Consider the following 26,633-nt stretch of genomic DNA (forward strand, 5'->3'; position numbering starts at 1 on the left):
CATGAGTCTGCCACAGGCCACGGATGAGTTGGCGTGCATACAGGCAAAAAAAACCGCGCACGGGGCGCGGTTTTTGTGGAGCATCGAGGCTTACTCGATCTCGACCGTCTCGGCCGGTGCCGGCGGCGGCAGTGCGTCGCCTTCCGGGAACTCGAGGACGACATCGTCCTTCTCGTTCAGGTCGACCGTGACCCGGCCACCGTTGACCAGGCGGCCGAACAGCAGCTCGTCGGCCAAGGCCTTGCGGATCATGTCCTGGATCAGGCGCGACATCGGACGCGCACCCATCTGCGGGTCGAAGCCCTTCGAGGCGAGGAACTTGCGCAGCTTCTCGGTGAAGACGGCTTCCACCTTCTTCTCGTGCAGCTGCTCTTCCAGCTGCATCAGGAACTTGTCCACGACGCGCAGGATGATTTCCTCGTCCAGCGCGCGGAAGCTGATGATCGCGTCCAGGCGGTTGCGGAACTCCGGCGTGAACATGCGCTTGATGTCGGCCATCTCGTCGCCGGCCGCCTTCGAATCCACGAAGCCCACCGAGCGCTTGGTCAGGCTCTCGGCGCCCGCGTTCGTGGTCATGATGATGATCACGTTGCGGAAGTCGGCCTTGCGTCCGTTGTTGTCGGTCAGCGTGCCATGGTCCATCACCTGCAGCAGGATGTTGAAAATGTCCGGATGGGCTTTTTCAATCTCGTCCAGCAGCAGCACCGCGTGCGGCTTCTTGGTGATGGCCTCGGTCAGCAGGCCGCCCTGGTCGAAGCCGACGTAGCCCGGCGGCGCACCAATCAGGCGCGACACGGCGTGACGCTCCATGTACTCCGACATGTCGAAGCGGATCAGCTCGATGCCGAGGATGAAGGCCAGCTGCTTGGCCACCTCGGTCTTGCCGACACCGGTCGGACCGGAGAACAGGAAGGAGCCGATCGGCTTGTCCTGCTTGCCCAGGCCCGCGCGCGCCATCTTGATGGCGGACGCCAGCGCGTCGATCGCAGGATCCTGGCCGAAGACGACGTTGCGCAGGTCGCGGTCGATCGTCTGCAGCTTGCTGCGGTCGTCCTGGTTGACCGTCTGCGGTGGGATACGCGCGATCTTGGCGATGATTTCCTCGATCTCGGTTTTACCGATCGTCTTCTTCTGCTTCGACTTCGGCAGGATGCGCTGGGCCGCGCCCGCTTCGTCGATGACGTCGATCGCCTTGTCAGGCAGGTGACGGTCGTTGATGAAGCGCGCCGCCAGTTCCGCCGCGGTCGAGAGTGCCGACGACGAGTACTTCACGCCGTGGTGTTCTTCGAAGCGCGACTTCAGGCCACGCAGGATCTGCACGGTCTGCTCGACCGACGGCTCGTTGACGTCGACCTTCTGGAAGCGGCGGCTCAGTGCATGGTCCTTCTCGAACACGCCGCGGAATTCCGTGAACGTGGTCGCGCCGATGCACTTCAGCTGGCCGTTGGCCAGGGCCGGCTTCAGCAGGTTCGATGCGTCGAGCGTGCCGCCCGATGCGGAACCGGCGCCGATGATCGTGTGGATCTCGTCGATGAACAGGATGCCGTTCGGCGTGTCCTTCAATTGCTTGAGGACGGCCTTCAGGCGCTGTTCGAAGTCGCCGCGGTACTTGGTGCCGGCCAGCAGCGCGCCCATGTCGAGCGAGAACACGACGGCGTTCTGCAGGATCTCGGGCACGTCTTCCTGGACGATGCGCCATGCCAGGCCCTCCGCGATCGCGGTCTTGCCGACACCGGCTTCGCCCACGAGCAGCGGATTGTTCTTGCGGCGGCGGCACAGGATCTGGATCACGCGATCCACTTCCTCTTCGCGGCCGATCAGCGGATCGATCTTGCCGTCGGCGGCCGACTTGTTCAGGTTCTGGGTGAACTGGTCGAGCGGGCTTTCCTTCGTCGCGCCTTCGACCTGCGCTTCTTCCACGCCTTCCGACGCCTTCTGGCTGTCGATCTGTTGGTCCTTGCGCACGCCGTGCGAGATGAAGTTCACCACGTCGAGACGGGTCACGCCCTGCTGGTGCAGGTAGTAAACAGCATGCGAGTCCTTCTCGCCGAAGATCGCGACGAGCACGTTGGCGCCCGTGACTTCCTTCTTGCCGTTCGAGGCCGACTGCACGTGCATGATCGCACGCTGGATCACGCGCTGGAAGCCGAGCGTCGGCTGGGTGTCGACCTCGCCCGTGCCCGGCACGGTCGGGGTGTTGTCACCGATGAAATTGGTCAGGGTCTTGCGCAGGTCATCGATATTGACCGCGCATGCACGCAGGACTTCAGCGGCCGAAGGATTATCGAGGAGCGCAAGCAGCAGGTGCTCCACGGTAATGAACTCGTGCCGTGCCTGTCGAGCTTCGACAAAGGCCATGTGTAGGGATACTTCAAGTTCCTGCGCAATCATACTTCCTCCATCACGCACTGCAGGGGATGCCCCGCCTTGCGCGCATGCGTTAAGACAAACTCCACTTTGGTACACGCTATATCTTTGGAAAACACGCCGCACACTCCTTTACCATGACGGTGTACGGAAAGCATGATCTGCGTCGCTGTTTCGCGATCCTTGTTGAAGTACTCCTGAATGATGGCCACCACAAATTCCATCGGTGTGTAGTCATCGTTCAGCAAGGCCACCTGATACAGGGGCGGTGGTTTGACTGTCTGCCGCTCCAGCAGCTGTTCGGTATCGTGCTTGGTTGCCATGGGCGTATTCTAAAGCGTTCAAGGATGATGCAAAGCAGAAATATCAGCTCACTGCGTTCAGCTCACTTCGATTCGTCTTCATCTTACTTGTTTTCCGTTGAAAGCGCAGATGCGGTTCCGATTGCAGAAATCAAGAGCTGGGTTTTCATAGGCATATGCATGGGCTATGCATGACGTATGAAAAAATTAACAACAGTCGCATCAAAGGGCTTGACTTCAAAGTTTAGTGCATCAACAATGCAAACATTGACATGTACTTATGTACTTGTTGATAAGAAGTGAGCAGGCTGAGGAGGGGGCAAGAAGCTTCTTGCTTTTATGGCTCGTGTGATTTGTTTATATTTGAAAGTTCTTTTATGGCAACTGGTACTGTTAAGTGGTTCAATGATTCCAAAGGCTTTGGCTTCATCACTCCAGATGACGGCGGCGAGGATCTGTTCGCGCATTTCTCCGCAATCAACATGAACGGTTTTAAGACCCTCAAAGAAGGTCAGAAAGTCCAATTCGAAGTCACGCAAGGCCCTAAAGGCAAGCAAGCTTCCAACATCCAGGGCATGTAATTCATCCCTGCGGAAGCGAGAAACCCCGCCAAGTGCGGGGTTTTTTTTCGTCCATGCATTTTATTCGGCGCCCGCCTCTTTCGAAGCGGGCTGATCCGAAAATAATCGCTTATTGCATCTGCTCGATCATGACCTCGCCGAAGCCCGAGCACGAGACCTGGGTCGCGCCCTCCATCAGGCGCGCGAAATCGTAGGTCACGCGCTTCGAGGTGATCGCCTTCTCCATCGACGAGATGATGAGGTCGGCAGCCTCAAGCCAGCCCATGTGGCGCAGCATCATTTCCGCCGACAGGATCAGCGAACCCGGGTTCACGTAATCCTTGCCCGCGTATTTGGGCGCGGTGCCGTGGGTGGCTTCGAACATCGCCACCGAGTCCGACATGTTGGCGCCCGGCGCGATGCCGATGCCGCCGACCTGGGCCGCGAGCGCGTCCGAGATGTAGTCGCCGTTCAGGTTCAGGGTCGCGATCACGCTGTACTCGGCCGGACGCAGCAGGATCTGCTGCAGGAAGGCGTCGGCGATCGAATCCTTGATGGTGATGTCGCGGCCCGTCTTCGGGCTCTTGAACCTGCACCATGGGCCACCGTCGATCAGCTCGGCGCCGAATTCCTTCTGCGCCAGCGCATAGGCCCAGTCGCGGAAGCCACCCTCGGTGTACTTCATGATGTTGCCCTTGTGGACGATCGTGACCGAAGGCTTGTCGTTGTCGATCGCGTACTGGATCGCCTTGCGCACCAGGCGCTCGGTGCCCTCGCGCGAAACCGGTTTGATGCCGATGCCCGAGGTTTCCGGGAAGCGGATCTTCCTGACGCCCATTTCCTTGGTCAGGAAGGCGATCATCTTCTGCGCCCCTTCCGACTCCGCCGCCCACTCGATGCCGGCATAGATGTCTTCCGAGTTCTCGCGGAAGATGACCATGTCGGTCTTCTCCGGCTGCTTCAGCGGCGAGGGCACGCCGGCGAAATAGCGCACCGGGCGCAGGCAGACGTAGAGGTCGAGTTCCTGGCGCAGCGCCACGTTGAGCGAGCGGATGCCGCCGCCGACCGGCGTCGTGAGCGGACCCTTGATCGAGACCACATAATCCTTCACGACTTCCAGCGTTTCGGCTGGGAGCCAGACGTCCGGGCCGTACACATTGGTCGACTTCTCGCCGGCATAGATTTCCATCCAGCTGATCTTGCGCCGGCCGCCATAGGCCTTCGCCACCGCCGCATCGACCACCTTCAGCATCACGGGAGTAATATCGAGGCCGGTGCCGTCGCCTTCGATATAGGGGATGATCGGATTGTCCGGCACGTTGAGCGAGAAATCGGCGTTGACCGTAATTTTCTGGCCGTCGGCCGGTACGGTGATGTGTTGGTACATGTATTCTCCCAGGTGGCTGGATTACAATAGCGGCGGGATCTGTAGTCTTCTATAAGACACAAGATGGCGTCTTGCATTATGCACTAGTATTTTGACAGATGCCACGCTCCACTGCCCAGCGTTCTACCTGTCGCTTCACACTTTACCCATGCCGCTTATCCTCTTCAATAAACCCTTCCAGGTCCTGTGCCAGTTTTCGCCGCAGGAAGGCCGCGCATCCCTCGCCGACTACCTCTCCATCCCCGGCATCTATCCGGCCGGCCGCCTGGACGCCGACAGCGAAGGCCTGATGCTGCTGACCGACGACGGCGCCCTGCAGCACAAGATCGCGCACCCGGACCACAAGGAAGCCAAGACCTACCTGGTACAGGTGGACGGCATCCCGGATGCGGCCGCCCTCGCCCGCCTGCAGGCGCCGCTCGACCTGGGCGACTTCGTGACGAAGCCCTGCCGCGCGGTACGCATCGCCGAACCAGAATGGCTGTGGCCGCGCAACCCGCCGATCCGCACGCGCGCGGACAAGCCGACGGGGTGGATCGCGATCACGCTGGAAGAGGGAAAGAACCGGCAGGTGCGCAGGATGACGGCGGCGGTGGGATTGCCGACGCTGAGGCTGGTGAGGAGCAGTATCGGGCCGTTCAGCCTGGCGACGCATCCCTTGATGCCGGGAGAATTCGTCGAGGTGCCGGTCGCGGCATTAAAAGGCAAACGTTGACGTAGGGTGGGCGCCCCGTGCCCACCACAAACGTGGCGTCGCGTTGGCGCATCCATTTGGTGGGCACGGGGCGCCCGGTGAAACCGTGGTCGAGGCCATTGGCCTCGACCACCCCTACAAAAAAACCCGCCGGCCCTTTCGGGGCGGCGGGTTTTTCTTTGCGAGCTAAGTCAGCTTACGCGCCCAGCGAAGCCAGCGCAGCGTTGAAGGTCGCGCTCGGACGCATCACGGCCTTCACCTTGGCGTCGTCCGCCTTGTAGTAGCCGCCGATGTCGACCGGCTTGCCCTGCACTTCCAGCAGTTCCTGCACGATCTTCGCTTCGTTCTCGGCCAGGTTCTTGGCCAGCGGCGCAAAATAGGCGGCCAGTTCGGCGTCGTCGGTTTGCGCGGCCAGTTCCTGGGCCCAGTACAGCGACAGGTAGAACTGGCTGCCGCGGTTGTCGAGCTCACCGGTCTTCGGCGAAGGCGACTTGCGGTTGTCCAGCAGCTTGCCGGTCGCGGCGTCGAGCGTCTTGGCCAGGACCTTGGCCTTGTTGCTGCCGGTTTTGATGCCGAGGTCTTCCAGCGAGACGGCCAGCGCCAGGAACTCGCCCAGCGAATCCCAGCGCAGGTGGTTCTCTTCCACCAGCTGCTGCACGTGCTTCGGAGCCGAACCGCCGGCGCCGGTTTCGTACATGCCGCCGCCGGCCATCAGCGGGACGATCGACAGCATCTTGGCCGAGGTGCCCAGTTCCATGATCGGGAACAGGTCGGTCAGGTAGTCGCGCAGGATGTTGCCGGTCACCGAGATGGTGTCCAGGCCGCGCTTGACGCGTTCCAGCGTGTAGCGCATCGCACGTACCTGCGACATGATCTGGATGTCCAGGCCGCTCGTGTCGTGGTCCTTCAGGTAGGTCTTGACCTTCTTGATCAGCTCATTTTCGTGCGGACGGTACGGGTCCAGCCAGAACACGGCCGGCATGCCCGAGTTGCGTGCGCGCGTCACGGCCAGCTTGACCCAGTCGCGGATCGGCGCGTCCTTGACCTGGCACATGCGCCAGATGTCGCCCTTCTCCACGTTCTGGCTCATCAGGACTTCGCCGGTGGCGAGGTCGGTGATGTTGGCGATGCCGTCTTCCTGGATCTCGAAGGTCTTGTCGTGCGAGCCGTATTCTTCGGCTTGCTGCGCCATCAGGCCCACGTTCGGAACGGTGCCCATGGTCTTCGGATCGAAGGCGCCATGCCATTTGCAGAAGTTGATGATCTCCTGGTAGATACGGGCGAAGGTCGACTCGGGGATGACGGCCTTGACTTCCTTCAGCGAGCCGGTGGCGTCGTACATCTTGCCGCCGGCGCGGATCATCGCAGGCATCGAAGCGTCGACGATGACGTCGTTCGGCGAGTGGAAGTTGGTGATGCCCTTGGCCGAGTCGACCATGGCCAGCGCCGGACGGTGCTCCTGGCAGGCGTGCAGGTCGCGTTCGATTTCTTCGCGCTGCGAGGCCGGCAGGTTGGCGATCTTGTTGTACAGGTCGGCCATGCCGTTGTTGACGTTGATGCCGAGGCTGTCGAACAGGGCGCCGTGCTTTTCAAACGCTTCCTTGTAGAACATGCGCACGCAGTGGCCGAAGACGATCGGGTGCGAGACCTTCATCATCGTCGCCTTGACGTGCAGCGAGAACAGGACGCCGGCTTCCTTGGCATCGTTGATCTGCTGTTCGTAGAAGGCCAGCAGGGCCTTGCGGCTCATGAACATCGAATCGATGATCTCGCCGTCCTGCAGCGCGACCTTCGGCTTCAGGACGATGGTCTGGCCGCTCTTGGTGATCAGTTCCATCTTGACGTCGCGGGCGCCCTGCACCGTCATCGACTTTTCGCCATGGTAGAAGTCGCCATGGGTCATGTGCGAGACGTGGGTGCGCGATGCCGGCGACCATGGGGCCATCGAGTGCGGGTTCTTGCGTGCGTATTCCTTGACGGCGCGCGGTGCGCGGCGGTCCGAGTTACCTTCGCGCAGGACCGGATTCACGGCGGAGCCGATGCACTTGCCGTAGCGGGCCTTGATGGCTTTTTCTTCGTCGGTCTTCGGATCGGCCGGGTAGTCGGGCAAGTTGTAGCCCTTTTCCTGCAGTTCCTTGATGGCGGCGGTCAGCTGGCCGACCGATGCCGAGATGTTCGGCAGCTTGATGATGTTCGCGTCCGGCTCGAGCGTCTTCTTGCCCAGTTCGCTCAATGCGTCCGGGACGCGCTGCTCAGGGGTCAGGGCTTCCGGGAAGGCAGCCAGGATACGGGCTGCGACCGAGATGTCGCTCGACACGACGTCGATGCCGGCGGCCTTGGTGAAGGTGCTGACGACAGGCAGGAAGGCGTGGGTCGCCAGCAGTGGCGCCTCGTCGGTCAGGGTGTAGATGATGGTCGGATTACTGCTCATGCGCTTTTTCCTCGGTTCTCGCGAACGGTTCGCGATCTATAAAACTAATCAATAACGCCAGTCTTCGTTCGCGGCGGAGTCAACGCCCCTGCGGCGACGCCCTGCGCGGTCCGCCGACCATGCTACTCCTCCTTCGGACGAAGGGGAATCGGCAACGATCGGCATCAATCATCGCGCCCCGGCCGACTGCCGGGAGACCTCTGCTGTCGCTCAAGTCTTCTATAAGACATAAGACGAGCGTTTCACATTATGCACCAGTATTTTACTGTGCGCTACCGCTTTAGCAAGCCGAGGGCCACTCCCCGGCGCTGGACCAGGTGCGAACGCGCTAGGATGGGACCACAGCTTGAGAGGAGTTGCCATGACCGTACGCCAGTTCGATGCATCGATGCTTGCCGGGCAGCGCGCCCTCGGCTGGGCCGGCTATCTGCTGGGCTTCGGCCTTGGCGGCTTTTTCGACGGCATCCTGCTGCACCAGATCCTGCAATGGCACCACCTGCTCTCGCTGGTCACGCGCCCGCCCTTCCAGGACATCCGCGTGCAGATCATGGCCGACGGCTTCTTTCACCTGCTGATGTACGTGCTGGCCGGCGCCGGGCTGTGGAAACTGTGGAAGGGACGGCACCACGTCGAGGACGGCGGCGACCGTTTGCTGCTGGCGAACGCGGCCATCGGCTTCGGCGCCTGGCACATGCTCGACGGCGTGCTGTCGCAGTGGATTCTCGGGATTCACCGGATCCGGCTCGATTCGGAGTCCGTGCTGTTCTGGGATCTGCTGTGGTTTGTCGTGTTCGGCGTGGCCTTCGTCGTGTTGGGCCGGCGGCTGCGGCGCGGCAGTGGCGGGGCCTTGGGAGGACGCGGCGGGGCGGCGGCGCTGGTGCTGGCGGTGCTCGTCGGCGGGCCGATGGCAGCCCTGCCGCCGCCGGGGGTGGATACAGTGATGGTGTTTTATAAGCCGGGGACGAAGCCGGCGACGGTGTTTGCCGGGATCGAGGCGGTGGACGGGCGCATCCTGTGGTCGGCGGCCTCGGGGGACGTGTGGGCGCTGGATGTGAAGGACAAGAAGCGAACTACCCTGCTCTACAGGCACGGCGCGTGGATGGTCAGTAATTCGGCGCTGGCTATCGGGTGCCTGGCGTGGACGTCCTTGTAGGGTGGGCATTCATGCCCACGCGGTATTACCGGTTGAATTAACGCGGCGTTAAATCCGGCTTGCGACGTCAACGATCTATGAACCTGCGGTGCGCACCGGCACGACCGCGTGGGCATGGAATGCCCACCCTACGAAACTGTGTTGGCCTCGTTTGAGGAAAGACCCCGCCAACGCGATGCGAGCGTCACGCGCGGGCATGCCCGCCCTACAGCGGAAAAACCCGCCGGGACCGGAGTCGGGCGGGTTTCTCTTCCACTGTACTGCCAGCGCGGCCTGAGCCGCGCGCCAACCGGGTATTAAGCCGACAGGGCTTTCAGGGCAGCAGCCAGGCGGCTCTTGTGGCGAGCGGCCTTGTTCTTGTGGATGATCTTCTTGTCAGCGATGCTGTCGATGGTCGACACGGACTGCTGGAAGATGGTGGTCGCAGCAGCTTTGTCGCCTGCCTGGATGGCTTTGCGGACGGCCTTGATGGCGGTGCGCAGGGTCGAACGCTGAGCGCTGTTGTGTGCGTTTTGCTTAACTGCTTGACGAGCGCGTTTGCGCGCTTGTGCGGTATTTGCCATGGAATTTCCTAAATCGGGGTCAAGTTGCGTTTGCAAACATTAGCGAGTCAAACTGGCCCATTCCAGTGCCTGCCAAACATATGTGTCTGCTAACAGAATTCAGTACAGCCCACGATTATAGCGAAACAACCCCCTTCTGGCAATTCATTATTGATTATTGCTGCTGCATGAACGCCCCGCCGGGTATTGCCCAGCTATAATCTCGCCCCATGAATCTGCTCAAGACCCTCGCTGCCATTTCCAGCATGACCATGGTGTCCCGCGTGACGGGCCTGTTGCGCGAAAGCCTGTTCGCGACCGCCTTCGGCGCCTCGAACTTCACCGACGCCTTCAATATCGCCTTCCGCCTGCCGAACCTGCTGCGCCGCCTGTTCGCGGAAGGCGCCTTCTCCCAGGCCTTCGTACCGATCATTACCGAGTACAAGACGAAACACGGCCAGGAGGCCACCAAGACCCTGGTCGACCACGTGGCGACCGTGCTGATCTGGGCGACCGTCCTGACCAGCATCGCCGGCATCGTCGCAGCGCCGGTCCTGATCTATTGGATCGGCGGCGGCCTGCAGCGCGAGCCGGCCGCCTTCGATGCGGCGGTCGTCATGACGCGCATGATGTTCCCCTACATCGCCTGCATGGCCTTCGTTGCCCTCTCCAGCGGCGTGCTCAACACCTGGCGCCAGTTCAAGATTCCCGCGATTACCCCGGTGCTGCTGAACCTGTCCTTCATCTTCGCGGCTGTGGTCATGGCCGACTGGTTCGCGCAGCCGATCTATGCGATGGCCGTCGGCGTGTGCATCGGCGGCGTGCTGCAGGTGGCGCTCCAGCTGCCCTCGCTCTTGAGGATCGGCATGCTCCCGCGCCTGTCGATCAATCCGCTGAGGGCCTTGCGCGACGCCGGCGTGCACCGCATGCTGGCTAAGATGGGCCCGGCCGTCTTTTCCGTCGCGGCGGCCCAGATCAGCCTCCTGATCAACACCACGATCGCGGCCGGCCTGGCGGCAGGCGCCGTCTCGGCCCTGCAGTACGCGGACCGGCTGATGGAACTGCCGACCGCCCTGCTCGGCGTCGCCCTGGGGACCATCCTGCTGCCCGGCTTGGCCAAGGCCAACACCGAAGGCGATACCCGCGAATACTCCTCGCTGCTGGACTGGGGCCTGCGCCTGACCTTCCTGCTGTCGATCCCGGCCGCGGTGGGCCTGGCCACCCTGGCCGAGCCGATGATCGCCACCCTGTTCCATTATGGCGCCTTCGACAACGCCGACGTGGTCGCGTCGTCGCTGCCCCTGATGGCCTACAGTGCCGGCCTGCTCGGCTTCATTCTGGTGAAGACGCTGGCGCCCGCCTTCTTCGCGCGCCAGGACGTGCGCACGCCGGTGCGCATCGCCGTGGGCGTGCTGGTCGCCACTCAGCTGATGAACCTGGTCTTCGTGCCGCTGCTGGGCGTGGCCGGCCTGGCCCTGTCGATCGGGGTCGGCGCCTGCCTCAACGCAGCCCTGCTCTACAGCGGACTGCGCAAGCGCCGGATCTACCAGCCGGAACCCGGCTGGGGCGGCTTCTTCCTGAAGCTGGTGATTGCCGTCGCGGTGATGGGCGCGGTGGCCTGGTTCGGCCAGGCCCAGTTCGACTGGATCGCCATGCGTGCGCATCCGCTCATGCGCGCCGGCGCCCTGCTGGCCATCATCACGGCCAGTGGGATCAGCTATTTCGGCGTGCTCGGCGTGCTGGGCTTCCGCCCGCGCGACTTCAAGCGCCGCGCCAAGTAATCAGGTGCCCGAGGCCGTGTCGGGCGGCGCAGGCGGTGGCGGCGGTTCTTCCGGCTCTTCCGGTGCGGCCGGTTCCGCTTGCGGCTGCGGCTCTGCTTGCGGTTCCGGCTCCTGCGCCGGCTCGGCCGGCGATTCCGGCGGCGGAGCGGGCGGCGTAGCCGGCGGCACCGGCGCCGGAATCGGTACAGGCTGTGCAGCCTGATTGACCGCGCTTGCCGGCATGCCTTCTCCCGCCGTGAACTTCCACTCCGACAGGTGCTCCCTGTTCTCGAAATGCGGGAAGCGCGCATCGAAGTTCGCCAGCTTCAGCGGCTTCGCCTGCGACAGGCTGTACACGGCCAGCACCCCGGTCTGATCCCGCATGTAGACGATGCCCCACTCCGTGCCGCCCGTGATCGGGTCGACGAAAATCTTGCGCAGGTGGCGCCGGGTGCCGGGAAAGCGCGGGTCCTTCAGCAGGTCCTGCAGCGTCGGCGGCACCGGCGTAAAACCCTTGGGCGTGGCCGCGGCATAGCTGCGCAGGGCCGCGCTGAAGGCGGCGCCGATTTCCAGCAGCTCCTGTTCGGCGGCCGCGCGGCGCAGCAGGCTGTCCACCTTGACCGTGGCCGCACCCACCATACCGAGGATCGCTACGAACACGACCAGCCCGACATAGGTGAAGCCGGCCTCGCGGCGAACAGGCGGAACTACCATTCGGCGTAGGGCCGGCCGTCGCGGCCATTCCCCGGCGCGCCGCTATGCAGGTCGTAGACCGCGCCCGCCACGCCCTCGTCTTCGGGCGGCACGATGACCCAGCCGCTATCCGACTCCAGGATCGGGTCCACCGGCAGGCGCGCCAGGTATTTTTTCTCGACCAGCTGTTCCAGCGAGTCCGGATAGCGGCCGGTATCGGCATGGAACTGCTCGATCACCGCGCGCGTGCTGCGCAGGTTATCCATCAGGATGGTCTCTTTGGTCTTGTCGACGCTCGGGAAGAAGCGCGGCACGGCCAGCGTGAGCAGCAGCGCGACGATGGCCAGCACCACCAGCAGTTCGATCAACGTAAAGCCACGTTTGATGGTTTGCATGCTCACCACCGCCGATAGGGAATGCCGTTCAGGGAGACGCGCGGCGAAGTCGAATACACGTCGTAGACGTCGTCGCCCTCCTTCGGCTCCTCGGCCTCGCTGGCATAGCTGCGCTTGCCCCAGGTCTCGGCCTCGCTCAGCGCCGGATCGGGATTGAAGGGGTCGCGCGGCAGGCGGCGCAGGAAGTAGATCTTCGCGCCCTTCGGGCTGCGCAGATCACGCGCGCCTTCCACCAGCAGCTCCAGCCTGGCCGGGTAACCGCTGGCGCCCGCCGCCTTCGCGATGCGGCCTTCGTCGGCGGCGCGTTTATAGGCGTCGAGCGCGGCGCGGATCTCGCGCAGCGATTGGCGCAAGGCGGCTTCGTCGCGGCGCTGGACCACGGTCTGGCCGACCGGGATCACGAGCGTCGCCAGCAGCGCCAGGATGGCGAGCGTGACGAGCAGCTCGATCAGGGTGAAGCCGCGCAGCTTCATTGTCCGGGCGGCCGCGCCGCTGGCGACGCCAACAGCGGCGACGGGCCTGGTGGCGGCACCGGCTGCGTGGCCGGTGGCGTGGCCGGCGGCGCCGGGATCGGCGTGACCTGCACGCCCGGTTGCGCCGAGGGCGGCACCGTGTACGGCGCCGGCGCTGTGCCGATCGGCTGCGACAGCGGCGCGCCCGTCACCGAAGGCACGGCGGGTGTCGCCGGCTGGCCCAGCGGCGGCGCCACCGGCACGGCGGGCCGCGTGGCCGGCTGCGCTGTCGGCTGCGCCGTCGGCAGGCGCACCGCCGTATCCGGGCGGCGGCGGAAGCTCGATTCGGTGCCGGCGCTGAATTCCGCGGCCCCGGCCGGCGGACGCTGCACGGTGCGCACCAGGTGCGGCGTGATCGAGAGCACGATCTCGGTCTTGTCGTCGGTATCGCGCGTGCTGCCGAAGAGGCGGCCCAGGATCGGCAGGTTGCCCACGCCCGGCACCTTGCTGCCGCTGCTGCGGTCTTCGCTGTTGATCAGGCCCGCCAGCACCTGGTTCTCGCCATCCTTCAATTGCAGCATGGTGGTCGCCGAACGGGTACCGATGCGGTAGGCCACCGCGTTCTCGGTCTGGATCGTGTCGACCAGGTTGCTCACCTCGAGCGAGATGCGGATCCCGACTTCGTTGTTCAGGTAGATGGTCGGCTCGACGTTCAGCGTAAGACCCACATCGACATAATTGATCGACTGCGACAGGAAGCTGCCGGTGGTTGCGGGCGAGACGTTGGTCGTGATGTTCGGGACCTTGTCGCCGATGACGACCTTGGCCTTTTCCTTGTTGCGCACACGGATGCGCGGATTGGCCAGGGTGTTCGAATCCGAGTCGGTCTTGTTGGCGTTGACGGTGGCGCGCACGCCGGTCACGCCGATCACGCTGCTGTTCAGGCCGCGCAGCTCGTCGATCGAGATCGGCGCACCGCTGCTGCCGATCAGCGGCGCGAAGCCCAGGCTCTGCGGCCAGGCCACGCCCAGGTCCATGATGCGGCTGCGCTTGATCTCCAGGACCTCGACGTCGAGCATGACTTCCGGCTCGGCCACGTCCTGCAAGGCCACCAGCTGGGTCGCCAGTTTGACCGCTTCCGGGCTGTCGCGCAGGATCACCAGGTTCAGCTTCTCGTCGACCACCACGTCGCGCGATTTCAGGATGGTCTTGAAGGTGTTGGCGATGCTTTTCGCGTCGGCGTTGGCGAGATAGAAGGTCTTGACCGTCAGCTCCTGGTATTCCTTCAGCTTGGCGGCGCTGTTCGGGTAGATCAGGATGGTGTTGCCGTCCATGACCTGGCGCTCGAGCTGGTTGGTCACCAGCAGGAAGTGCACGGCCGCTTCCACCGTGCTGTTCTTCAGGAAGATCGAGGTGCGGCCGTCCGAGCGCACGTCCTTGTCGAAGACGAAGTTCAGGCCCGAGTGGCGCGCGATGATCTCGAAGACCTGGCGCAGCGGCGCGTCGCGGAACTCGAGGCTGATCGGTTTACGGAAGCTCGCCGCCAGCGTCGCCTCGCTCGATGACGCTGCCGGCACGGCCGCCTTTTCGTCGAGTTCGACCAGCAGCTGGCGCGCGCCTTCGTGGCCGGGGCGCTCGCTCAGGATCGCGCCCAGCTTCTGGCGCGCCGCCTCGACATCCTTCTTCTCGAGATCAAGCCGCGCGGCCTCGAACAGCGCGCTGTGGCGGCGGTCCGCCTCGATCTGGCGCATGCCGGCGCGGCCACGCTCGTTGGCCGGATCGACTTCGAGCACCTGCTGGTAGGCAGTGCGCGCGGCGTCGATGCGGCCGGCGGCCAGCTCGCGCTCGGCCTGCTCGACCAGGCGCGTCGCCGTGGCGTCGCGCGCACGCAGCAGTGCCGCGCGATACAGCGCATTGCCCGGGTCGGCCGCCACCGCTTCGCGGTACTTCGCAAGGCCGGCGCCGACCTGTTGCTGGGCCACGAGGGCATTGCCTTCCTGGTAGGCGCGCTGCGCCGTACAGCCCTGCAGCAGCGCCGCGCTGCACAGCACGGCGGCGAAGGCAGGAATGGCACGAATGCGGAAACGAACCATTACTCGAATACTCCAATGTTGAGCTGCTGGATCTGGTTCAGCGGCAGGTAAGTCAGGGTCATCAGGGGCGGCGCGATGCGGTCGATGCGCCAGGACCCCTCCAGCACGGCGCCTTCGTGGGCGATGTGCGTGCTCTGGCCACTCGCGAGGTAGACTTCCCACTTGCCTTCCTCGAGCGACTTGCCGATGACGGTGAACGGCAGCGGCGGCGCGGCCGGCGGTGGAGGCGGCGCCGGTTTCGGCGGCGGAGGCGGCGGTGGAGTCCAGTCCTGGCGCCCGAACAGGGGCTTGTCCCCGGCGTTGAAGTTGTCCTTGCCGTCGCCAATCAGTGTTTCGCGCGGCACCAGGCGCGCAATTGGAGGAGCAGTCTTCGCTTCCGCCTGGCGTGCCGGCGCGGGACGCGTGGAGGCAAAGGCCGGACGCTCGACTGCCTCGGCGACCTCGGTTTCCGGACTGCGGTCGCCGAACATCAGCAGCCCGGCGGCGAACAGCAGGGCCGCGCCCATGGCGATGTGACGCGGCTTCATCGCTGCGCTCCCGGTGCGTCGGACAGGTACAGGGTCAGGCGCAGGCGCGCTTCCAGGCCCGTCTCGGCGATGTTGTCGCGCTTGAAGCTGACGTCGTCGAGCGAGGCATAGGGCAGCGCACGCAGGGCCTGCAAGGCGAACTGCCAGACCTGGGCATAGCTGCCCTTCACCGGCAGGTTGATCTGGTACGTATGCAGCTTCGCATTGCGGTCGACACCGCGCTTGTACTCGCCCTGGCGCAGCACCAGGCCGCTTTTCGCCGCAATCCCGAACAGGGTTTTCAAGGCCGGCTCGACGTCGCGCTGGCGACCAAGCGCCGCGCGGAACACGGCCAGGTTCTCGGAGGCGCCGCTTTCCAGCACCACCGGTGTCACGGACGCCACGGGCGGCGGCAGCGCGGCCGCACGCCGTGCCCGCAGCCGCTCCGCCTCCAGCGCCTCGCGCGCCGGCAGCACCCAGGCCAATGCCAGCAGGCCGGCCAGCGCCAGCAGCAGCGCGGCGATCGTCACCGGATTCAGGGCGCGCAGCGCCAGGCGCAGGCGCAGTGCGCTCGTGGCAAGCCTCATGGCGCCTCCCATCCGGCGTCGAGCTGGAAGCGCAGCGGCCGGTTCGGGTCGTGCTCCACTACCTCGTGGCGCACCAGGGTGATGGACGCGAACCATTCCTCGCGTTCGAGCAGGCTCACATAGGCCAGCATGTCGTCGCTGCTCTTCGCCTCGGCCGTGATGCGCAGCACGTGGCGCTTCGCGTCCGGCTCCAGCGCCAGCAGCGCGACGTTTTGGGGCGTCGCCGCGCGCACCGCGTCGTGCAGCGCGCGCCAGGGCAGGTTCAGTTGCGCGACCGCGGCGTTCACGGCCAGCGCTTCCTGTTCGCCGACCGGCGTGCGCGGCGTGCTCGGTGCCACGCTTGGTGCGGCGGCGCGGGCCTGCAAGGCCGCCAGTTGGGCATCGACCTCTTCGCGCGCTTCGCGGTAATCCAGCACCTGTACAAGGGCCACGGCGCACAGGGCCAGCGCGGCGATTGCCGCTACGCGCGCGGTGACGGGCGCGCGCAGCAGCGTGCGGCGCAGGCTGGAAGGGGCAAAATCGAGGCGCACAGGTCTACGTAAATTCGTCATGCTGCACTCCCCGTGCAGGCCAGGCGCAGCGCACCGGCCTCCCCTGCCGCGCCATCCTCGAACAGGGTGCAGGCCAGGCCGTCCGCCTCGCCCGCCCAGCTGCGCGGTGCGGTCCCGCACAATTGCAACAGGCTGGGCACCGTCAATCCCAGGCGCAGCGCCTCGCGTGCAATGTGATTGTCCAGCCAGGCGCGGTCGGCGCCGGGCGGCAGCACCGCCGTGCGCAGCGCGGCCAGCATGCGGCCCTCGTAGGCGGCCAGCGTCAGCACCTGGCCGTGCACCAGGCCGAACCAGGCGCCGGGCCGGCGCAGCCTGCGCCAGCCGTTCATCGCAGCCACGAACTGCGGCACGACCTCGATCAGCGGGCAGCGCGCCGCATGCGCGGCGTCGACCACCGCGGCAAGCAGGGGCGCGGGCAGCGCGGCGGCCAGGAAGGGCTGGTCGGCGCGCCAGTCGGCGGCCAGGGTCCAGCCGGCCGTGGCGCTGCCGAACAGGCTCGTAAAACGCATCGCGGCGGCGGCTTCGAGGTCGGCGGGACTGGCAGCCTGCGGCGGCGGAGCTACCTGCCAGATGCGCGCCAGCTCGTCGGCCAGCACCACGCTCAAGGGCCAGCCGGCGGCATCGACGCCTTCGAACAGCGTGCGCAGGCCGCGCGCCACGCTCTCCGGCTCGGGGCCATCGATGCGCACCTCGCCAAGAGGCCTGCGGCGCGCGCCGAACAGGCGGCTGGTGCGCACCAGGGCCAGGCTGTCGTGGCTCACGCCCAGGCGCAAGGCCTGCCCTGGCAAGCGTAGCGGCATTTTAGGCATGCTGGGTCACCCTCCGGATCTCGTCGAGGGTGGTGGCGCCGCGCTTGACCAGGTCGAGCGCGGCCAGGCGCAGGCTGCGCGTGCCGTTGGCCTGGGCTGCGGCCTTGATGCGGCGGATCGGCTGCTTGTCGACGATCAGTTCGCGGATCTCGTCGTTCAGGGTCAGGATCTCGGCGATCGAGCGGCGGCCCTTGTAGCCGGTGCCGCGGCAGTCGCCACAGCCCTTGCCATGCATGAAGAGATAGTCGGCCACCTCCAGCCGCTCGAGCCGCGCCGCCGCCAGTTCGGCATCGTCGGGGTCGTACCGCACCGCGCAGTGCGGGCAGTTCATGCGCACGAGGCGCTGGGCCCAGATGCCGTTCAGGGCCGAGACGAAGGCATACGGATCGATGCCCATGTGGGTGAAGCGCCCGAACACGTCGAACACGTTGTTGGCGTGGACCGTGGTCAGCACCAGGTGTCCGGTCAGCGCCGACTGCACCGCAATTTCCGCGGTCTCGCGGTCGCGGATCTCGCCGACCATGATCTTGTCCGGATCATGGCGCAGGATCGAGCGCAGGCCTTTCGCGAAGGTGAGGCCCTTCTTTTCGTTGACGGGGATCTGCAGGATGCCGGGCAGCTGGTATTCGACCGGGTCCTCGATCGTGATGATCTTCTCGCGCCCGTTGTGGATTTCGGTGAGCGCCGCGTACAGGGTCGTGGTCTTGCCCGAACCGGTCGGCCCGGTCACCAGCAGCATGCCGTAGGCTTCCTGGGCCAGCTGGCGCAGGGTCGCCAGCGAAGGCGCATCGAAGCCCAGCGCCTCCAGCGTCAGCGCGCCGTAGGCTTCGACCATGGCGCGCTTGTCGAGGATACGGATGACGGCATCCTCGCCGTGGATGCTCGGCATGATCGACACGCGCAGGTCGATCTCGCGCCCGCCCGATTCGACGCGGAAGCTGCCGTCCTGCGGAATGCGGCGCTCGGCGATGTCGAGCTCCGCCAGCACCTTTAAACGCGAGATGATGTGTTCGGCCAGCTCGATGCCGCCCACGCTGGTGGCGTGATCGAGCACCCCGTCGACGCGGTATTTCACCGCCAGGCCAGTCGCCGTGCTCTCGAGGTGGATGTCGGAGGCGCCTGCCTTGAGCGCGTCATACAGGGTCGAATTGACCAGCTTGACGGCCGGGCTGCCCGCTTCCGACACCGAGGCGAAGGAGAGCACGGCGGCGGTCTTGCCGTCGCGTCGTGCGTTGTCGTTGCTGGGCGCGAGCGTGTCGACCGCGCGCGCCGAGGCTTCCTGGCGCGACAGATAGGCCTGGATGTCGGCCGCCAGCGCCAGGCGCAGGTGCAGCGGCGCGCGCGGCGAACTGCCCGCCTGCGCCGCCAGCCAGGTCTGCTGGTCGAGGTCGAAGGGATCGGCGATCACGCCGGTAAGCTGGCCATTGGGGCCGCGCAGCAGCACGCAGTGGCGCGACATGGCCTGGGCCAGCGGCAGCAGGTCGAAGGCCGGCTCCTGGCTCAGCATCTCGGCGGTCTCCATCACGCTCAAGCCAAAGGGCTGGGCCAGCGCAGCCACCACCTGGCGCGGCTCGAGCCCAGTGAGCGCCTCGAGTTCGGCCACCAGCGCGCGTTGCGACTGGCGGCTCTGGACGCGGGCGCGCGCCAGCAGGGCGGAATCGAGCACAGTCACGACATATCTCCTGCCAAATCGAAGATCGGCATGTACAGCAGCACCACGATGGCGCCGACCACGAGGCCGATCGCCGCCATCAGCAGCGGCTCGAAGGTACGCGTGAAGCGGTCGATCCAGCGGCTGATCTCGCCGTCGTAGAAGGCGGCCGACTGGGTCAGCATCGGGCCCATGTCGCCGGTGCGCTCGCCCACGCGCAGCATGCGCAGCGAGATCGGCGTGGTGAGACCATTGGCCTCGAAGGCATCCGACAGCGGCCGCCCCGATTCGATCGCGGCGCGCGCGCTGGCCAGCGCCGCGCGCAGCGTGTTCGAGACCATCGGCTGCACCGTCTCGATGGCGCTCACGATGGTGATGCCGCCCTCGGTCAGCATGCCGAGCGTGAGGTAGAGGCGCGACAGTTCGTAGATGCGCGCGCGCTCGCCAATGCCGGGCAGGCGCGCCAGCAGGCGCGTGATGCCACCGCTTTGAATGAGGCGGCGCACGCTTGTTACCGCCAGCGCCAGCAGCGCGAGCGCGCACAGGAAGAGCGCGCCGCCGTGCCGAGCCGCGAACTGGCCCCATTCGAGCAGCAATTGGCTCATCCAGGGCAGGTTGCGCCCTGCCCCCTGGTAGACCTCGGCGAAGCGCGGCACCACGTAGCCGATCAGGAAGCTGGAGACGCCGCCGCCCACGCACAGCAGGATCACCGGATAGATCGAGGCGCTGACGATTTTCGAACGCACCGTGTCGATGCGCTGCTGGTAGTCGATGTAGCGCGCCAGCGCGCGCGGCAGGTCGCTGGTGCCTTCGGCGGCGCGCACGATGCCGACGTAGAGCGGCGGGAACAGGGCCGGCTGGGCGGCCAGCACGCTGGAAAAGCGCTTGCCCTCGCGCAGGCCCGCAAGCAGGCGTTCGAGCACGCCGCGCGCGGCCGGATTGGCTTCCTTTTCGAGCAGCGCTTCCAGGCCTTCGACGATGCCCAGGCCCGCGTTCAGTAGCGCCAGCAGCTCCTGGCTGAACAGGACCAGCGAGAGCTTCGGTCCGCGCGCGCGCGCCATGCGCACCCCGCCGCTCGGCTCGACCGCGCTGACGAACAGGCCGCGCGCCTCGACCTGGCGGCGGGCGTCGGCTTCGTCGAGCGCATCGACCACGATGCTGGCGATCGAGAGGTCGGGCGCGAGGGTGCGAACTGCGAACTGCATGAAGACGTGCCCGGGTGTGAGGTGATTTTGAAAATCAGAGCGAGGAAATGTCGGCGTTGTCGCCGCTGCCGCCTGGCTGGCCGTCGCGGCCGAGGGACAGGATTTCGTATTCTCCCGCGGCAGCAGGCGAACGGTATTGATACGGGTGGCCCCACGGGTCCGGCGGCACGCCCTTCTTCAGGTAGGGACCGTTCCACTTGGTGCCGGCGCTGGCGGGCGCCGTCATCAGGGCGGCCAGGCCTTCTTCGCCAGTCGGATAGCGGCCGACGTCGAGGCGGTAGGTGTCGAGCGACTTTTCAAAAGCCTCGATCTGGGCCTTGGCGATGGTCACCTCGGACTTGCCGAGCTGGGAGAAATACTTGGGACCGACATAGGCGGCAAGCAGGCCGATGATGACGATCACGACCAGCAGTTCGAGCAGCGTGAATCCACCCGCGCGCGTGCGCGACGACAGGGCCTTGCGGGTTACGACATCCATCCGGACACTCCTGAGTTGACCATTCGATCAAACCCGTGAAGCGTATCACGGCAATATACTTCAGGCAACCAAATAGGCCCTCCCGACAGCCCTGCTTCTGCCCTCTCCGAAGGTCTAACGCACTGCCGCCGTGTCGCCCAGCTGGCAGGTGTTCGCCCGGCAGGCGGCAACGGGCGTCGGTACCACCATGCAGTTCGAGATCATGCCGGAACGCTGGTTGTTCGACTGCTGCTCGGCCTTGTAGCGTTCTGCCAGGGCCTGGAGTTCGGCAGCGTCCGTCTTCGCGGTGGAATAGGCAAGATGGCTGGCCGGCCCGCCGCAGGCCTTGGCGCCGATCGGCAGCACCTGGCATTGGCTGTCGCTACTGCACTCGGCCTTGCCGATCAGGGCCTGGATCTGCCCCAGGGTGCTTGAGGCGGACGGCGCGGCGGCGCGGGCCTGGGCCGGTGCAGGCGTGGAGGACGGGCCATCGGCCCGGGTCGCGCAGGCCGTGCAGGCCAGCAATAAGAGGATGGCAAGTTGTCGCATCAGCTCATCATACGCATGCGGCCCTGCGGGTCAAGCGTGCGCACGGTCCCTCAAACAACGCAGCACGAAATGATGGAGCCATGCCGGCGTCCGCGGCTGTGGCAAAGACGCGACGCCCACGAAAATAAGTGCATCTAGGCACTTTTAATTTCCCTTAGGATATTTCCTACTATCACCATTCAACTTCTTCCATTTTGCATCTATCTTGTGTTCAAGATCTTCTATCTACACCGATCTCTCCACAAATCAATTGATACCTGGAAAGAATATTCGCTACAATGGATTTCATCACTGACGAGCCTGCCTCAACCATCATGAAGACCTCCCGCCTTACCGCCCTTTTCAGCATGACCCTGATTGCCGCCCTCACCGCCTGCGGCGGCACCGCGCCGGAAGGCGCCCTGCCGACGGCCCAGTCGGCAGCCGTGCAGTCCGCACCTGTACAGTCCGCAGCCGTGACCCGCGTCGTCGACCTCTCGGTCGATCCTGCCGCGGTCGGCCAGACGCCGGCCCCCGATTGCGCCGCCGAGAACTGCGCGGGCCTGCGCATCATCGACGGCAACGCCGAAGCCTTCCGCATCGACGCCATGCGCCGCGCCGGCCAGGGCTGATCCACCAATAAAAAAGGCACACCGGGCCGCAGCCGGGTGTGCCTTGCTCACGCATTTGGCGCGATTTATTTCTTACGGCGTGCGCGCAGAGTCGAACCCATCAGGGTCAGGCCCAGCATGATCGACGCCAGGGTCGCCGGCTCCGGCACTTCGCTGGCACTGGCGAACTCGGCATTCACCGACACCAGGTCCGGCTGGCCCGGCGCCAGTTCGATGGCGACCACGGTACCGGTCGCGCCCAGGTAGTCGTTGAGTTCGTCGCTAAACAGGCCAACGCTGAAGCCGATCGGGTCGACGGACGTGAGGTCGAAACGCACATCGAAACCGAAGCGTCCGCCAAAGTTGACACCCTGGGCGAAGAATGCAAAACCGTCGCGCGTGGTGAGCGCCAGGCCGCTGCCGATGTCACCACTGGCGTCGCCTTCGGTCAGGGTGAAGCCGGTGAAATCGCCGCTGAAGTTGCCCAGGTAGGCCTTGTTGTCCTCCGACAGCTCGTAAGCCGACAGGAAGAAATCGAGCGAGCCGGTGCCCGTGTACGTCGTCGTATCGACCGTGACGTGGTAGGTCGGGCCCGCCAGCGCGGCGCCCGCGCCGGTCACGAGCATCAGCGCCAGCAGCGCGCGGGTGAACAGGTTTTTCAGATTCAACATGGGTCAGGTCCTTAGAAAGTGCCGCTGAACAGCTTCGGGGTGTAGGTGATGGCCGTCTTCGACGGGTTGGTGAAGGTCGTCGTGACGGTGACCGAGGCCCCAGGCGCCAGCGTCATGCCCGGCAGCGTCAGGTAGGGTGCACCGTTCTGGTCGCCGCTCTTCCCGTCGAGCGAGACACCGCTCGGCAGCCCTTGCAGCAACAGCTGGAGCGGACCGTTCAGCGCGGCGGTGCTCGAATTGGTGATCTTCACGGTGGCGCTGTACTTGCCGGTGAGGCGGTTGAGCATCAGGGCCGAACGGGCGATCGTGGCCGACGCGGTCACGTCGACGTAGCTCGGCGCCAGGTTCAGGCTGACCACGACCGGGTCGTGGTCCGACGCGCGGTACGGATTGGCCTGGTAGGGATCCTGGCCGCCCGTCTCGATGTTGTAGTCGATCGCTTCCGGTTCGTCCGCGTTGTTGTGCCACTCGGTCACGCCGGCCACCTGGCTTGCGAGGCTGGTGCTGGCCAGGGCATGGTCGAGGTAGCCGCTTTCGCCGCCGAACACATAAGAATACGGCGTGCCGCTCGCGCGCACGAAGCGCTCGATCTGGTTTTCGTAGCCGGCCGCGTTCAGCAGGCGGATCGGGTCTTCCATGCCGTAGGCGTTCATGTCGCCCACGATCAGGACGTCGCCATCGTTCGCCGCCGCCTTTACCTGCGGCAGGAAGTAGTCGCGCAGGCGCGTCGCCTGGTCGACGCGCTCCCCGTTCCAGCAGCCCTGGCCGTCGCCGCTGTCGGCGTTGGCGCCGCTCGCGCCACCGCAGCCGCCCTTCGATTTGAGGTGGTTCACGACCAGCGAGAACTTGCCGCCGTTGGCCGCCTTGAAGGTCTGCGCCATCGGCGGACGGTTGTTGACCGAATCGCCGTCCGACAGCGCGCCGCCCACCAGGCTCACCGACTTCGGCTTGTAGATCATGGCCACGCGGATCGCGTCGGTGCCGGTCGCGCCCGGCTTCGGCACGACGGCGTAGGTGCCGGCGCCCATTGCGGCGTTCAGTTGCTCGACCAGATAGCCGACGGCGATGTCGTCGTTGTTCTGGATTTCCATCAGGCCGACGACATCGGCATTCACAGCCGTCAGCGACTGCACGATCTTGTCGCGCTGGCGCACGAATTCGGCCATGTTGTCGGCGCCGCGGCAATTCGACTTGCTGGTCGTGCTGCCGATCTTGCAGCCCTGGCCGGTGCGGCCCCAGGCGTCGTTGCCGTTGGTGAAGGTGGTGAAGAAGTTCAGCACGTTGGCGCTGGCCACGCGCACGTTGCCGGCGGCCACGACTGGCGCCGGGATGCGCTCGTTGGTGCGCGAGAAGCGCGGCGTCTCGGTCGGCTGCAGCTTGAAGGCCGCGCCGCCGCCGCCCATCGCGCCGAAGTCGAGCACGCCGGTCAGGTCGTCGACGGTGTCGCCGCTGCGCACCGTGCCGTCCGCGAACAGGTAAGGGATGGTCGTCGGCGTGACGAAGATGCCGTCGTCGAGGACGACGATGTTGGCGGCATTGGCGGCCGCCAGCGCGCGCGCCTCGGGCGAACCCGGCACGTAGCGGTTGGTCGGGATCTCGCGGCGGCCGACGGACAGCGTGAGTTCGCCGCGCTCGCCCAGGTAGGCATTGCCGTTGACGGTCAGCGGCGTGGTGAAGCGCACCAGCATGCCCTCGTAGCGGGCCAGGTCGGTCGGCATCTCGACATTGGTCGGCGTGACGCTTCCGGTACCGATCTTGGCGACCGAGCTGAGGTCCTTGAATTCGGTATAGGAACGGGTCGCGCCGGTCGGGGTGTATTCGGTGACGGTGCCGGTGACGCGCACCAGGTCGCCCACGTTCACGCCGGCGCTCGAACCGAACACGAAGATGCCGTCCGAGGTGGCCGGGTTGCCGTCGCCGTTCTGGTCTTGCAGGAAGAAGCCGCTGCCGACGATGGCGGTAACCACGCCCTGGGTGGTCTGCACGCTGTTGTTGTAGGGGCTCTTCGCGTCCGCGCCCTGGATCTGCGGGATCGTCAGCAGGCCGGCCACGCGCACGGCGACCGTGCAGCTGGCGCTCTGGCCGTCGCTGTTGCCGAAGCCGATCCTGATCGGGTAGTTGCCGGCGGCGACGCCGGCGTCCACGCGCAGGGTGGCGCTGGCGCTGGCGCCGGCGCTAGCGGCGAGCGCGATGTTTTCGAGGCTGATGCCCGCGATCGCACCGGATTCGATCACGATGCTGTTGACCAGGCTGTCGCCGTCTTGCGCCGACAACAGCGCGCTGCCGCCCACGCCCTGCTCCGCCTGCAGGTTGGCCGGGCAGTTGGTGACGATTTCCTGGATGACCGGACCAGTCGGTACGCAGGCGTTGAGCGGCGTGCTGGAACGGCGCGGCAGGGGTACGGCGCCGGCGGCGAAGTCGGCCGAATTGTCGTCGGTGTCCTGGCAACCGGCTTTCAGGCGCTGGATCGAGTTCGTTGTCGAGGGCGCCGGCGCGTTCGCGGTCTCCTTGCGGCTGGCGCTTCCGTAGCCGACCAGGTCGATGATCGTGTTTTCGGTTGCGCTCGTCAGCTGTGCGGTGGAGTTGGCAAGCGCCACGGCACCTGCCGTTGCCGCCAGCGACATGGCCCAGTTATGGTCGATGGTGCCGATGTCGGCGCCCGCTGATTGCACGTTGCCCGCCACCAGATAGTACTGGCCTGGCTTCAGGGTCACGTCCGGCAAGACGCCGAAGGACGACCAGTTTGCACCCGTCGCCGACGCGTACTGCAGGCTCTTGCCTTTCAGGCTGACCGGCTCGCTGCCGCGGTTGAACAGCTCGATGAAGTCGCGGTTGTAGGTCGCTCCGCCGCTGGCGCCGCCGCCATAGATATGGCTGATGACGAGATCGGGCGACGCGGCCAACGCGCCTCCCGAGAGTCCTGCCAATAACGTGGTCAATGCGGCGGCCAGGACCGTGAGGCGGCCTGCCGGTGTGATCGTTGCAACGTGCATGTTCATGGGCTTCCTAATGAGTGGGAGGGGCACTGCCTGTTGTCTTTGCGAATAGGCATTTTATTATTAGAAATAAGTTTATTGTGAGAATTTGACAGGATTATGACGAGCCAGATTGCGCCTTAGGCAATAGATGAGGTAAGGCGACAACATATTGATTCCGCAGGGAAATTTATGTCAGTCACTGTTACCGAAAGGGTGCTGCAAGGGGTTCACCAACAAATACACCCTGCCCCGGCGAGGCCACGCTTTTCCAGTAGGCCTCGACGGCGCTGTCGCCATTCAGGTAGTGGCGCAGCAGGACAGATGGGTTCGGAAATTTCTGCCAGTGATTGCAGGGTTCGCCGACCGTGCCGTAGCTGGCGGTGGCGCCCGCTTCCAGCCAGCGCAGGCTGCTCATCTGACTGCTGTCCAGCAGCTCGCCGCCGTGCGAGGTGAGGTGGTCGGCCAGCGCGCCGGGCAGGAAGCGCACCGTGTCGAGCTTGTCGACGTGCGCCTTGCCGGTCTGGTAGACGAGCACCCCGCTGGCGCCGTCAAGCGCGTCGGCGTGCAGGCGGTGCACCGTCAGCTTGTGAGCCGGCAGGTAGCCGGCCATGGGAAAGAACATCGCGCGCGCATTGCGCGCCGTTTCCGTGGTGGTCAGGTACCAGGCGTGGGACGGTTCCCGGCGCCGGCCGCGCGCAGGCTGACTGTCGATGCCGCGTTCGATCAGCGCTTTCGCCTGCGCCTGCGACACGAGCGGCAGCAGCATCGACAGGCGCATGCCGTAGTCGCCGTAGGGCCGCCCTCCCCGCGCATTGAAATAGCGGCTGAGCCGTCCCGGGCCGCAAGGGTGCGCACACAGGGCCGCGTCGAAGCCCAGGGTGTAGGCCGCGGTGATGCCCTGGCAGCCGACCTTGTAAGGCGCGGTCCAGATCATCAGCACGGCCTCGATCCCGGACCCGAGGCGGCTGTCGATTTCCTGCCTGAGCGCTTCGAAGCGCCCCGGCTCGAGGGCCTGGGGACGGCCCGGGATACGCACATGGACGACGTTGGCGGCTTGAATGCCGCGCCGCTTGCGGTAGACCTCGCCAATGGCGACGCTGTCGGGATCGTCGTCGTTGATGACGATGGCGAGCTGCTCCGCATCGAGCCCGCGCTGCGGGTTCGATGCTGGCACGGCGACTGCGGCCGGCGCCAGGCACAGCGCCAGCACGGCCGCGAGCCTTCCCGGATGGAGGCGCGCCATCGTCCGC

25 protein-coding genes are annotated in these 26,633 nt (G+C 65.5%); 5 read left to right on the forward strand and 20 right to left on the reverse strand.

All coding sequences use genetic code 11. The features are described 5' to 3' along the window. Window positions 1-90 precede the first annotated feature (90 nt). Complete coding sequence (gene clpA / locus C2862_RS07125) at window positions 91-2,391, reverse strand: ATP-dependent Clp protease ATP-binding subunit ClpA (protein WP_136219432.1); 2,301 nt, start codon at window positions 2,389-2,391, stop codon at window positions 91-93. Continuing rightward, window positions 2,388-2,690: an ATP-dependent Clp protease adapter ClpS gene (gene clpS / locus C2862_RS07130; protein ID WP_027864722.1), complete on the reverse strand. Its 303-nt coding sequence runs from the start codon at window positions 2,688-2,690 to the stop codon at window positions 2,388-2,390. Before clpS ends, clpA begins: the two co-directional genes overlap by 4 nt. A gap of 356 nt (window positions 2,691-3,046) precedes the next feature. Here clpS and C2862_RS07135 point away from each other — a divergent pair, with 356 nt between their 5' ends. After that, entirely contained in the window at window positions 3,047-3,250 is a 204-nt protein-coding gene (locus C2862_RS07135) for a cold-shock protein (RefSeq protein ID WP_020653506.1), read from the forward strand. Window positions 3,251-3,359: 109 nt separating this feature from the next. On the opposite strand, the gene icd is transcribed toward C2862_RS07135, so the two are convergent. Beyond that, window positions 3,360-4,616 carry an NADP-dependent isocitrate dehydrogenase gene (icd, locus tag C2862_RS07140; RefSeq protein WP_136219433.1) on the reverse strand — a complete coding sequence of 419 codons (1,257 nt, stop codon included), beginning with the start codon at window positions 4,614-4,616 and terminating at the stop codon, window positions 3,360-3,362. A 148-nt stretch (window positions 4,617-4,764) separates the two neighbouring features. On the opposite strand from icd, the gene C2862_RS07145 reads away from it, so the two are divergent. Beyond that, window positions 4,765-5,331: a pseudouridine synthase gene (locus tag C2862_RS07145; RefSeq protein WP_136219434.1), complete on the forward strand. Its 567-nt coding sequence runs from the start codon at window positions 4,765-4,767 to the stop codon at window positions 5,329-5,331. Window positions 5,332-5,506: 175 nt separating this feature from the next. On the opposite strand, the gene C2862_RS07150 is transcribed toward C2862_RS07145, so the two are convergent. Then, the gene (locus C2862_RS07150) at window positions 5,507-7,741 is read right to left on the reverse strand and encodes an NADP-dependent isocitrate dehydrogenase (RefSeq protein WP_136219435.1); all 2,235 of its coding nucleotides are present in this window, start codon (window positions 7,739-7,741) and stop codon (window positions 5,507-5,509) included. A 361-nt stretch (window positions 7,742-8,102) separates the two neighbouring features. Between C2862_RS07150 and C2862_RS07155 the strand changes: the two genes are divergently transcribed. Then, window positions 8,103-8,894, forward strand: coding sequence for a DUF2243 domain-containing protein (locus C2862_RS07155; RefSeq protein ID WP_136219436.1), 792 nt, complete (start codon window positions 8,103-8,105; stop codon window positions 8,892-8,894). Window positions 8,895-9,190: 296 nt separating this feature from the next. Here the strand turns inward: C2862_RS07155 and rpsT are convergent, their stop codons facing one another. Then, window positions 9,191-9,457, reverse strand: coding sequence for a 30S ribosomal protein S20 (gene rpsT / locus C2862_RS07160; RefSeq protein WP_036216299.1), 267 nt, complete (start codon window positions 9,455-9,457; stop codon window positions 9,191-9,193). A gap of 209 nt (window positions 9,458-9,666) precedes the next feature. On the opposite strand from rpsT, the gene murJ reads away from it, so the two are divergent. Next, on the forward strand, window positions 9,667-11,217 hold the full coding sequence (gene murJ, locus C2862_RS07165; protein ID WP_136219437.1) for a murein biosynthesis integral membrane protein MurJ: 1,551 nt from the start codon (window positions 9,667-9,669) through the stop codon (window positions 11,215-11,217). Here murJ and C2862_RS07170 read toward each other — a convergent pair whose 3' ends face one another. The 12 genes from C2862_RS07170 to C2862_RS07225 all read right to left on the reverse strand — a co-directional run bounded on the left by C2862_RS07170 (window position 11,218) and on the right by C2862_RS07225 (window position 21,144). Continuing rightward, complete coding sequence (locus C2862_RS07170) at window positions 11,218-11,910, reverse strand: type II secretion system protein (protein ID WP_136219438.1); 693 nt, start codon at window positions 11,908-11,910, stop codon at window positions 11,218-11,220. Further along, window positions 11,904-12,284 carry a type II secretion system protein gene (locus C2862_RS07175; protein ID WP_136219439.1) on the reverse strand — a complete coding sequence of 127 codons (381 nt, stop codon included), beginning with the start codon at window positions 12,282-12,284 and terminating at the stop codon, window positions 11,904-11,906. The genes C2862_RS07170 and C2862_RS07175 overlap by 7 nt, the downstream gene beginning before the upstream one ends. 2 nt (window positions 12,285-12,286) lie before the next feature. Beyond that, window positions 12,287-12,757, reverse strand: a complete 471-nt coding sequence (locus C2862_RS07180; RefSeq protein WP_136219440.1) for a prepilin-type N-terminal cleavage/methylation domain-containing protein — start codon at window positions 12,755-12,757, stop codon at window positions 12,287-12,289. Further along, window positions 12,754-14,829: a secretin N-terminal domain-containing protein gene (locus C2862_RS07185; protein ID WP_136219441.1), complete on the reverse strand. Its 2,076-nt coding sequence runs from the start codon at window positions 14,827-14,829 to the stop codon at window positions 12,754-12,756. Before C2862_RS07185 ends, C2862_RS07180 begins: the two co-directional genes overlap by 4 nt. After that, window positions 14,829-15,356 carry a hypothetical protein gene (locus C2862_RS07190; protein ID WP_136219442.1) on the reverse strand — a complete coding sequence of 176 codons (528 nt, stop codon included), beginning with the start codon at window positions 15,354-15,356 and terminating at the stop codon, window positions 14,829-14,831. Before C2862_RS07190 ends, C2862_RS07185 begins: the two co-directional genes overlap by 1 nt. Next, window positions 15,353-15,922, reverse strand: coding sequence for a hypothetical protein (locus C2862_RS07195; protein ID WP_136219443.1), 570 nt, complete (start codon window positions 15,920-15,922; stop codon window positions 15,353-15,355). The genes C2862_RS07190 and C2862_RS07195 overlap by 4 nt, the downstream gene beginning before the upstream one ends. Next, entirely contained in the window at window positions 15,919-16,473 is a 555-nt protein-coding gene (locus tag C2862_RS07200; protein ID WP_136219444.1) for a PilN domain-containing protein, read from the reverse strand. The genes C2862_RS07195 and C2862_RS07200 overlap by 4 nt, the downstream gene beginning before the upstream one ends. Further along, window positions 16,470-17,273, reverse strand: coding sequence for a hypothetical protein (locus C2862_RS07205; RefSeq protein WP_136219445.1), 804 nt, complete (start codon window positions 17,271-17,273; stop codon window positions 16,470-16,472). Before C2862_RS07205 ends, C2862_RS07200 begins: the two co-directional genes overlap by 4 nt. Before the next feature lies 1 nt (window position 17,274). Next, window positions 17,275-18,954, reverse strand: a complete 1,680-nt coding sequence (locus C2862_RS07210) for a GspE/PulE family protein (protein ID WP_136219446.1) — start codon at window positions 18,952-18,954, stop codon at window positions 17,275-17,277. Further along, window positions 18,951-20,138 carry a type II secretion system F family protein gene (locus tag C2862_RS07215; protein ID WP_136219447.1) on the reverse strand — a complete coding sequence of 396 codons (1,188 nt, stop codon included), beginning with the start codon at window positions 20,136-20,138 and terminating at the stop codon, window positions 18,951-18,953. The genes C2862_RS07210 and C2862_RS07215 overlap by 4 nt, the downstream gene beginning before the upstream one ends. A gap of 34 nt (window positions 20,139-20,172) precedes the next feature. Next, window positions 20,173-20,616, reverse strand: coding sequence for a type II secretion system major pseudopilin GspG (gspG, locus tag C2862_RS07220; RefSeq protein WP_136219448.1), 444 nt, complete (start codon window positions 20,614-20,616; stop codon window positions 20,173-20,175). A gap of 114 nt (window positions 20,617-20,730) precedes the next feature. Then, window positions 20,731-21,144, reverse strand: a complete 414-nt coding sequence (locus tag C2862_RS07225) for a hypothetical protein (protein ID WP_136219449.1) — start codon at window positions 21,142-21,144, stop codon at window positions 20,731-20,733. A gap of 314 nt (window positions 21,145-21,458) precedes the next feature. Here C2862_RS07225 and C2862_RS07230 point away from each other — a divergent pair, with 314 nt between their 5' ends. Next, window positions 21,459-21,755 (forward strand): hypothetical protein, encoded by a 297-nt coding sequence (locus C2862_RS07230; protein ID WP_136219450.1) that lies wholly within the window; start codon window positions 21,459-21,461, stop codon window positions 21,753-21,755. Window positions 21,756-21,820: 65 nt separating this feature from the next. Here the strand turns inward: C2862_RS07230 and C2862_RS07235 are convergent, their stop codons facing one another. From C2862_RS07235 to C2862_RS07245, 3 genes are all read right to left on the reverse strand, one after another. Further along, window positions 21,821-22,405 (reverse strand): NF038129 family PEP-CTERM protein, encoded by a 585-nt coding sequence (locus C2862_RS07235; RefSeq protein WP_136219451.1) that lies wholly within the window; start codon window positions 22,403-22,405, stop codon window positions 21,821-21,823. Window positions 22,406-22,416: 11 nt separating this feature from the next. Further along, complete coding sequence (locus tag C2862_RS07240) at window positions 22,417-25,404, reverse strand: ExeM/NucH family extracellular endonuclease (protein WP_136219452.1); 2,988 nt, start codon at window positions 25,402-25,404, stop codon at window positions 22,417-22,419. A gap of 181 nt (window positions 25,405-25,585) precedes the next feature. Continuing rightward, window positions 25,586-26,626, reverse strand: coding sequence for a TIGR03790 family protein (locus C2862_RS07245; protein WP_136219453.1), 1,041 nt, complete (start codon window positions 26,624-26,626; stop codon window positions 25,586-25,588). Window positions 26,627-26,633 lie beyond the last annotated feature (7 nt).

Origin of the sequence: Massilia sp. Mn16-1_5 (genome assembly GCF_004798585.1) — a bacterium.
Lineage (GTDB): Bacteria > Pseudomonadota > Gammaproteobacteria > Burkholderiales > Burkholderiaceae_D > Telluria.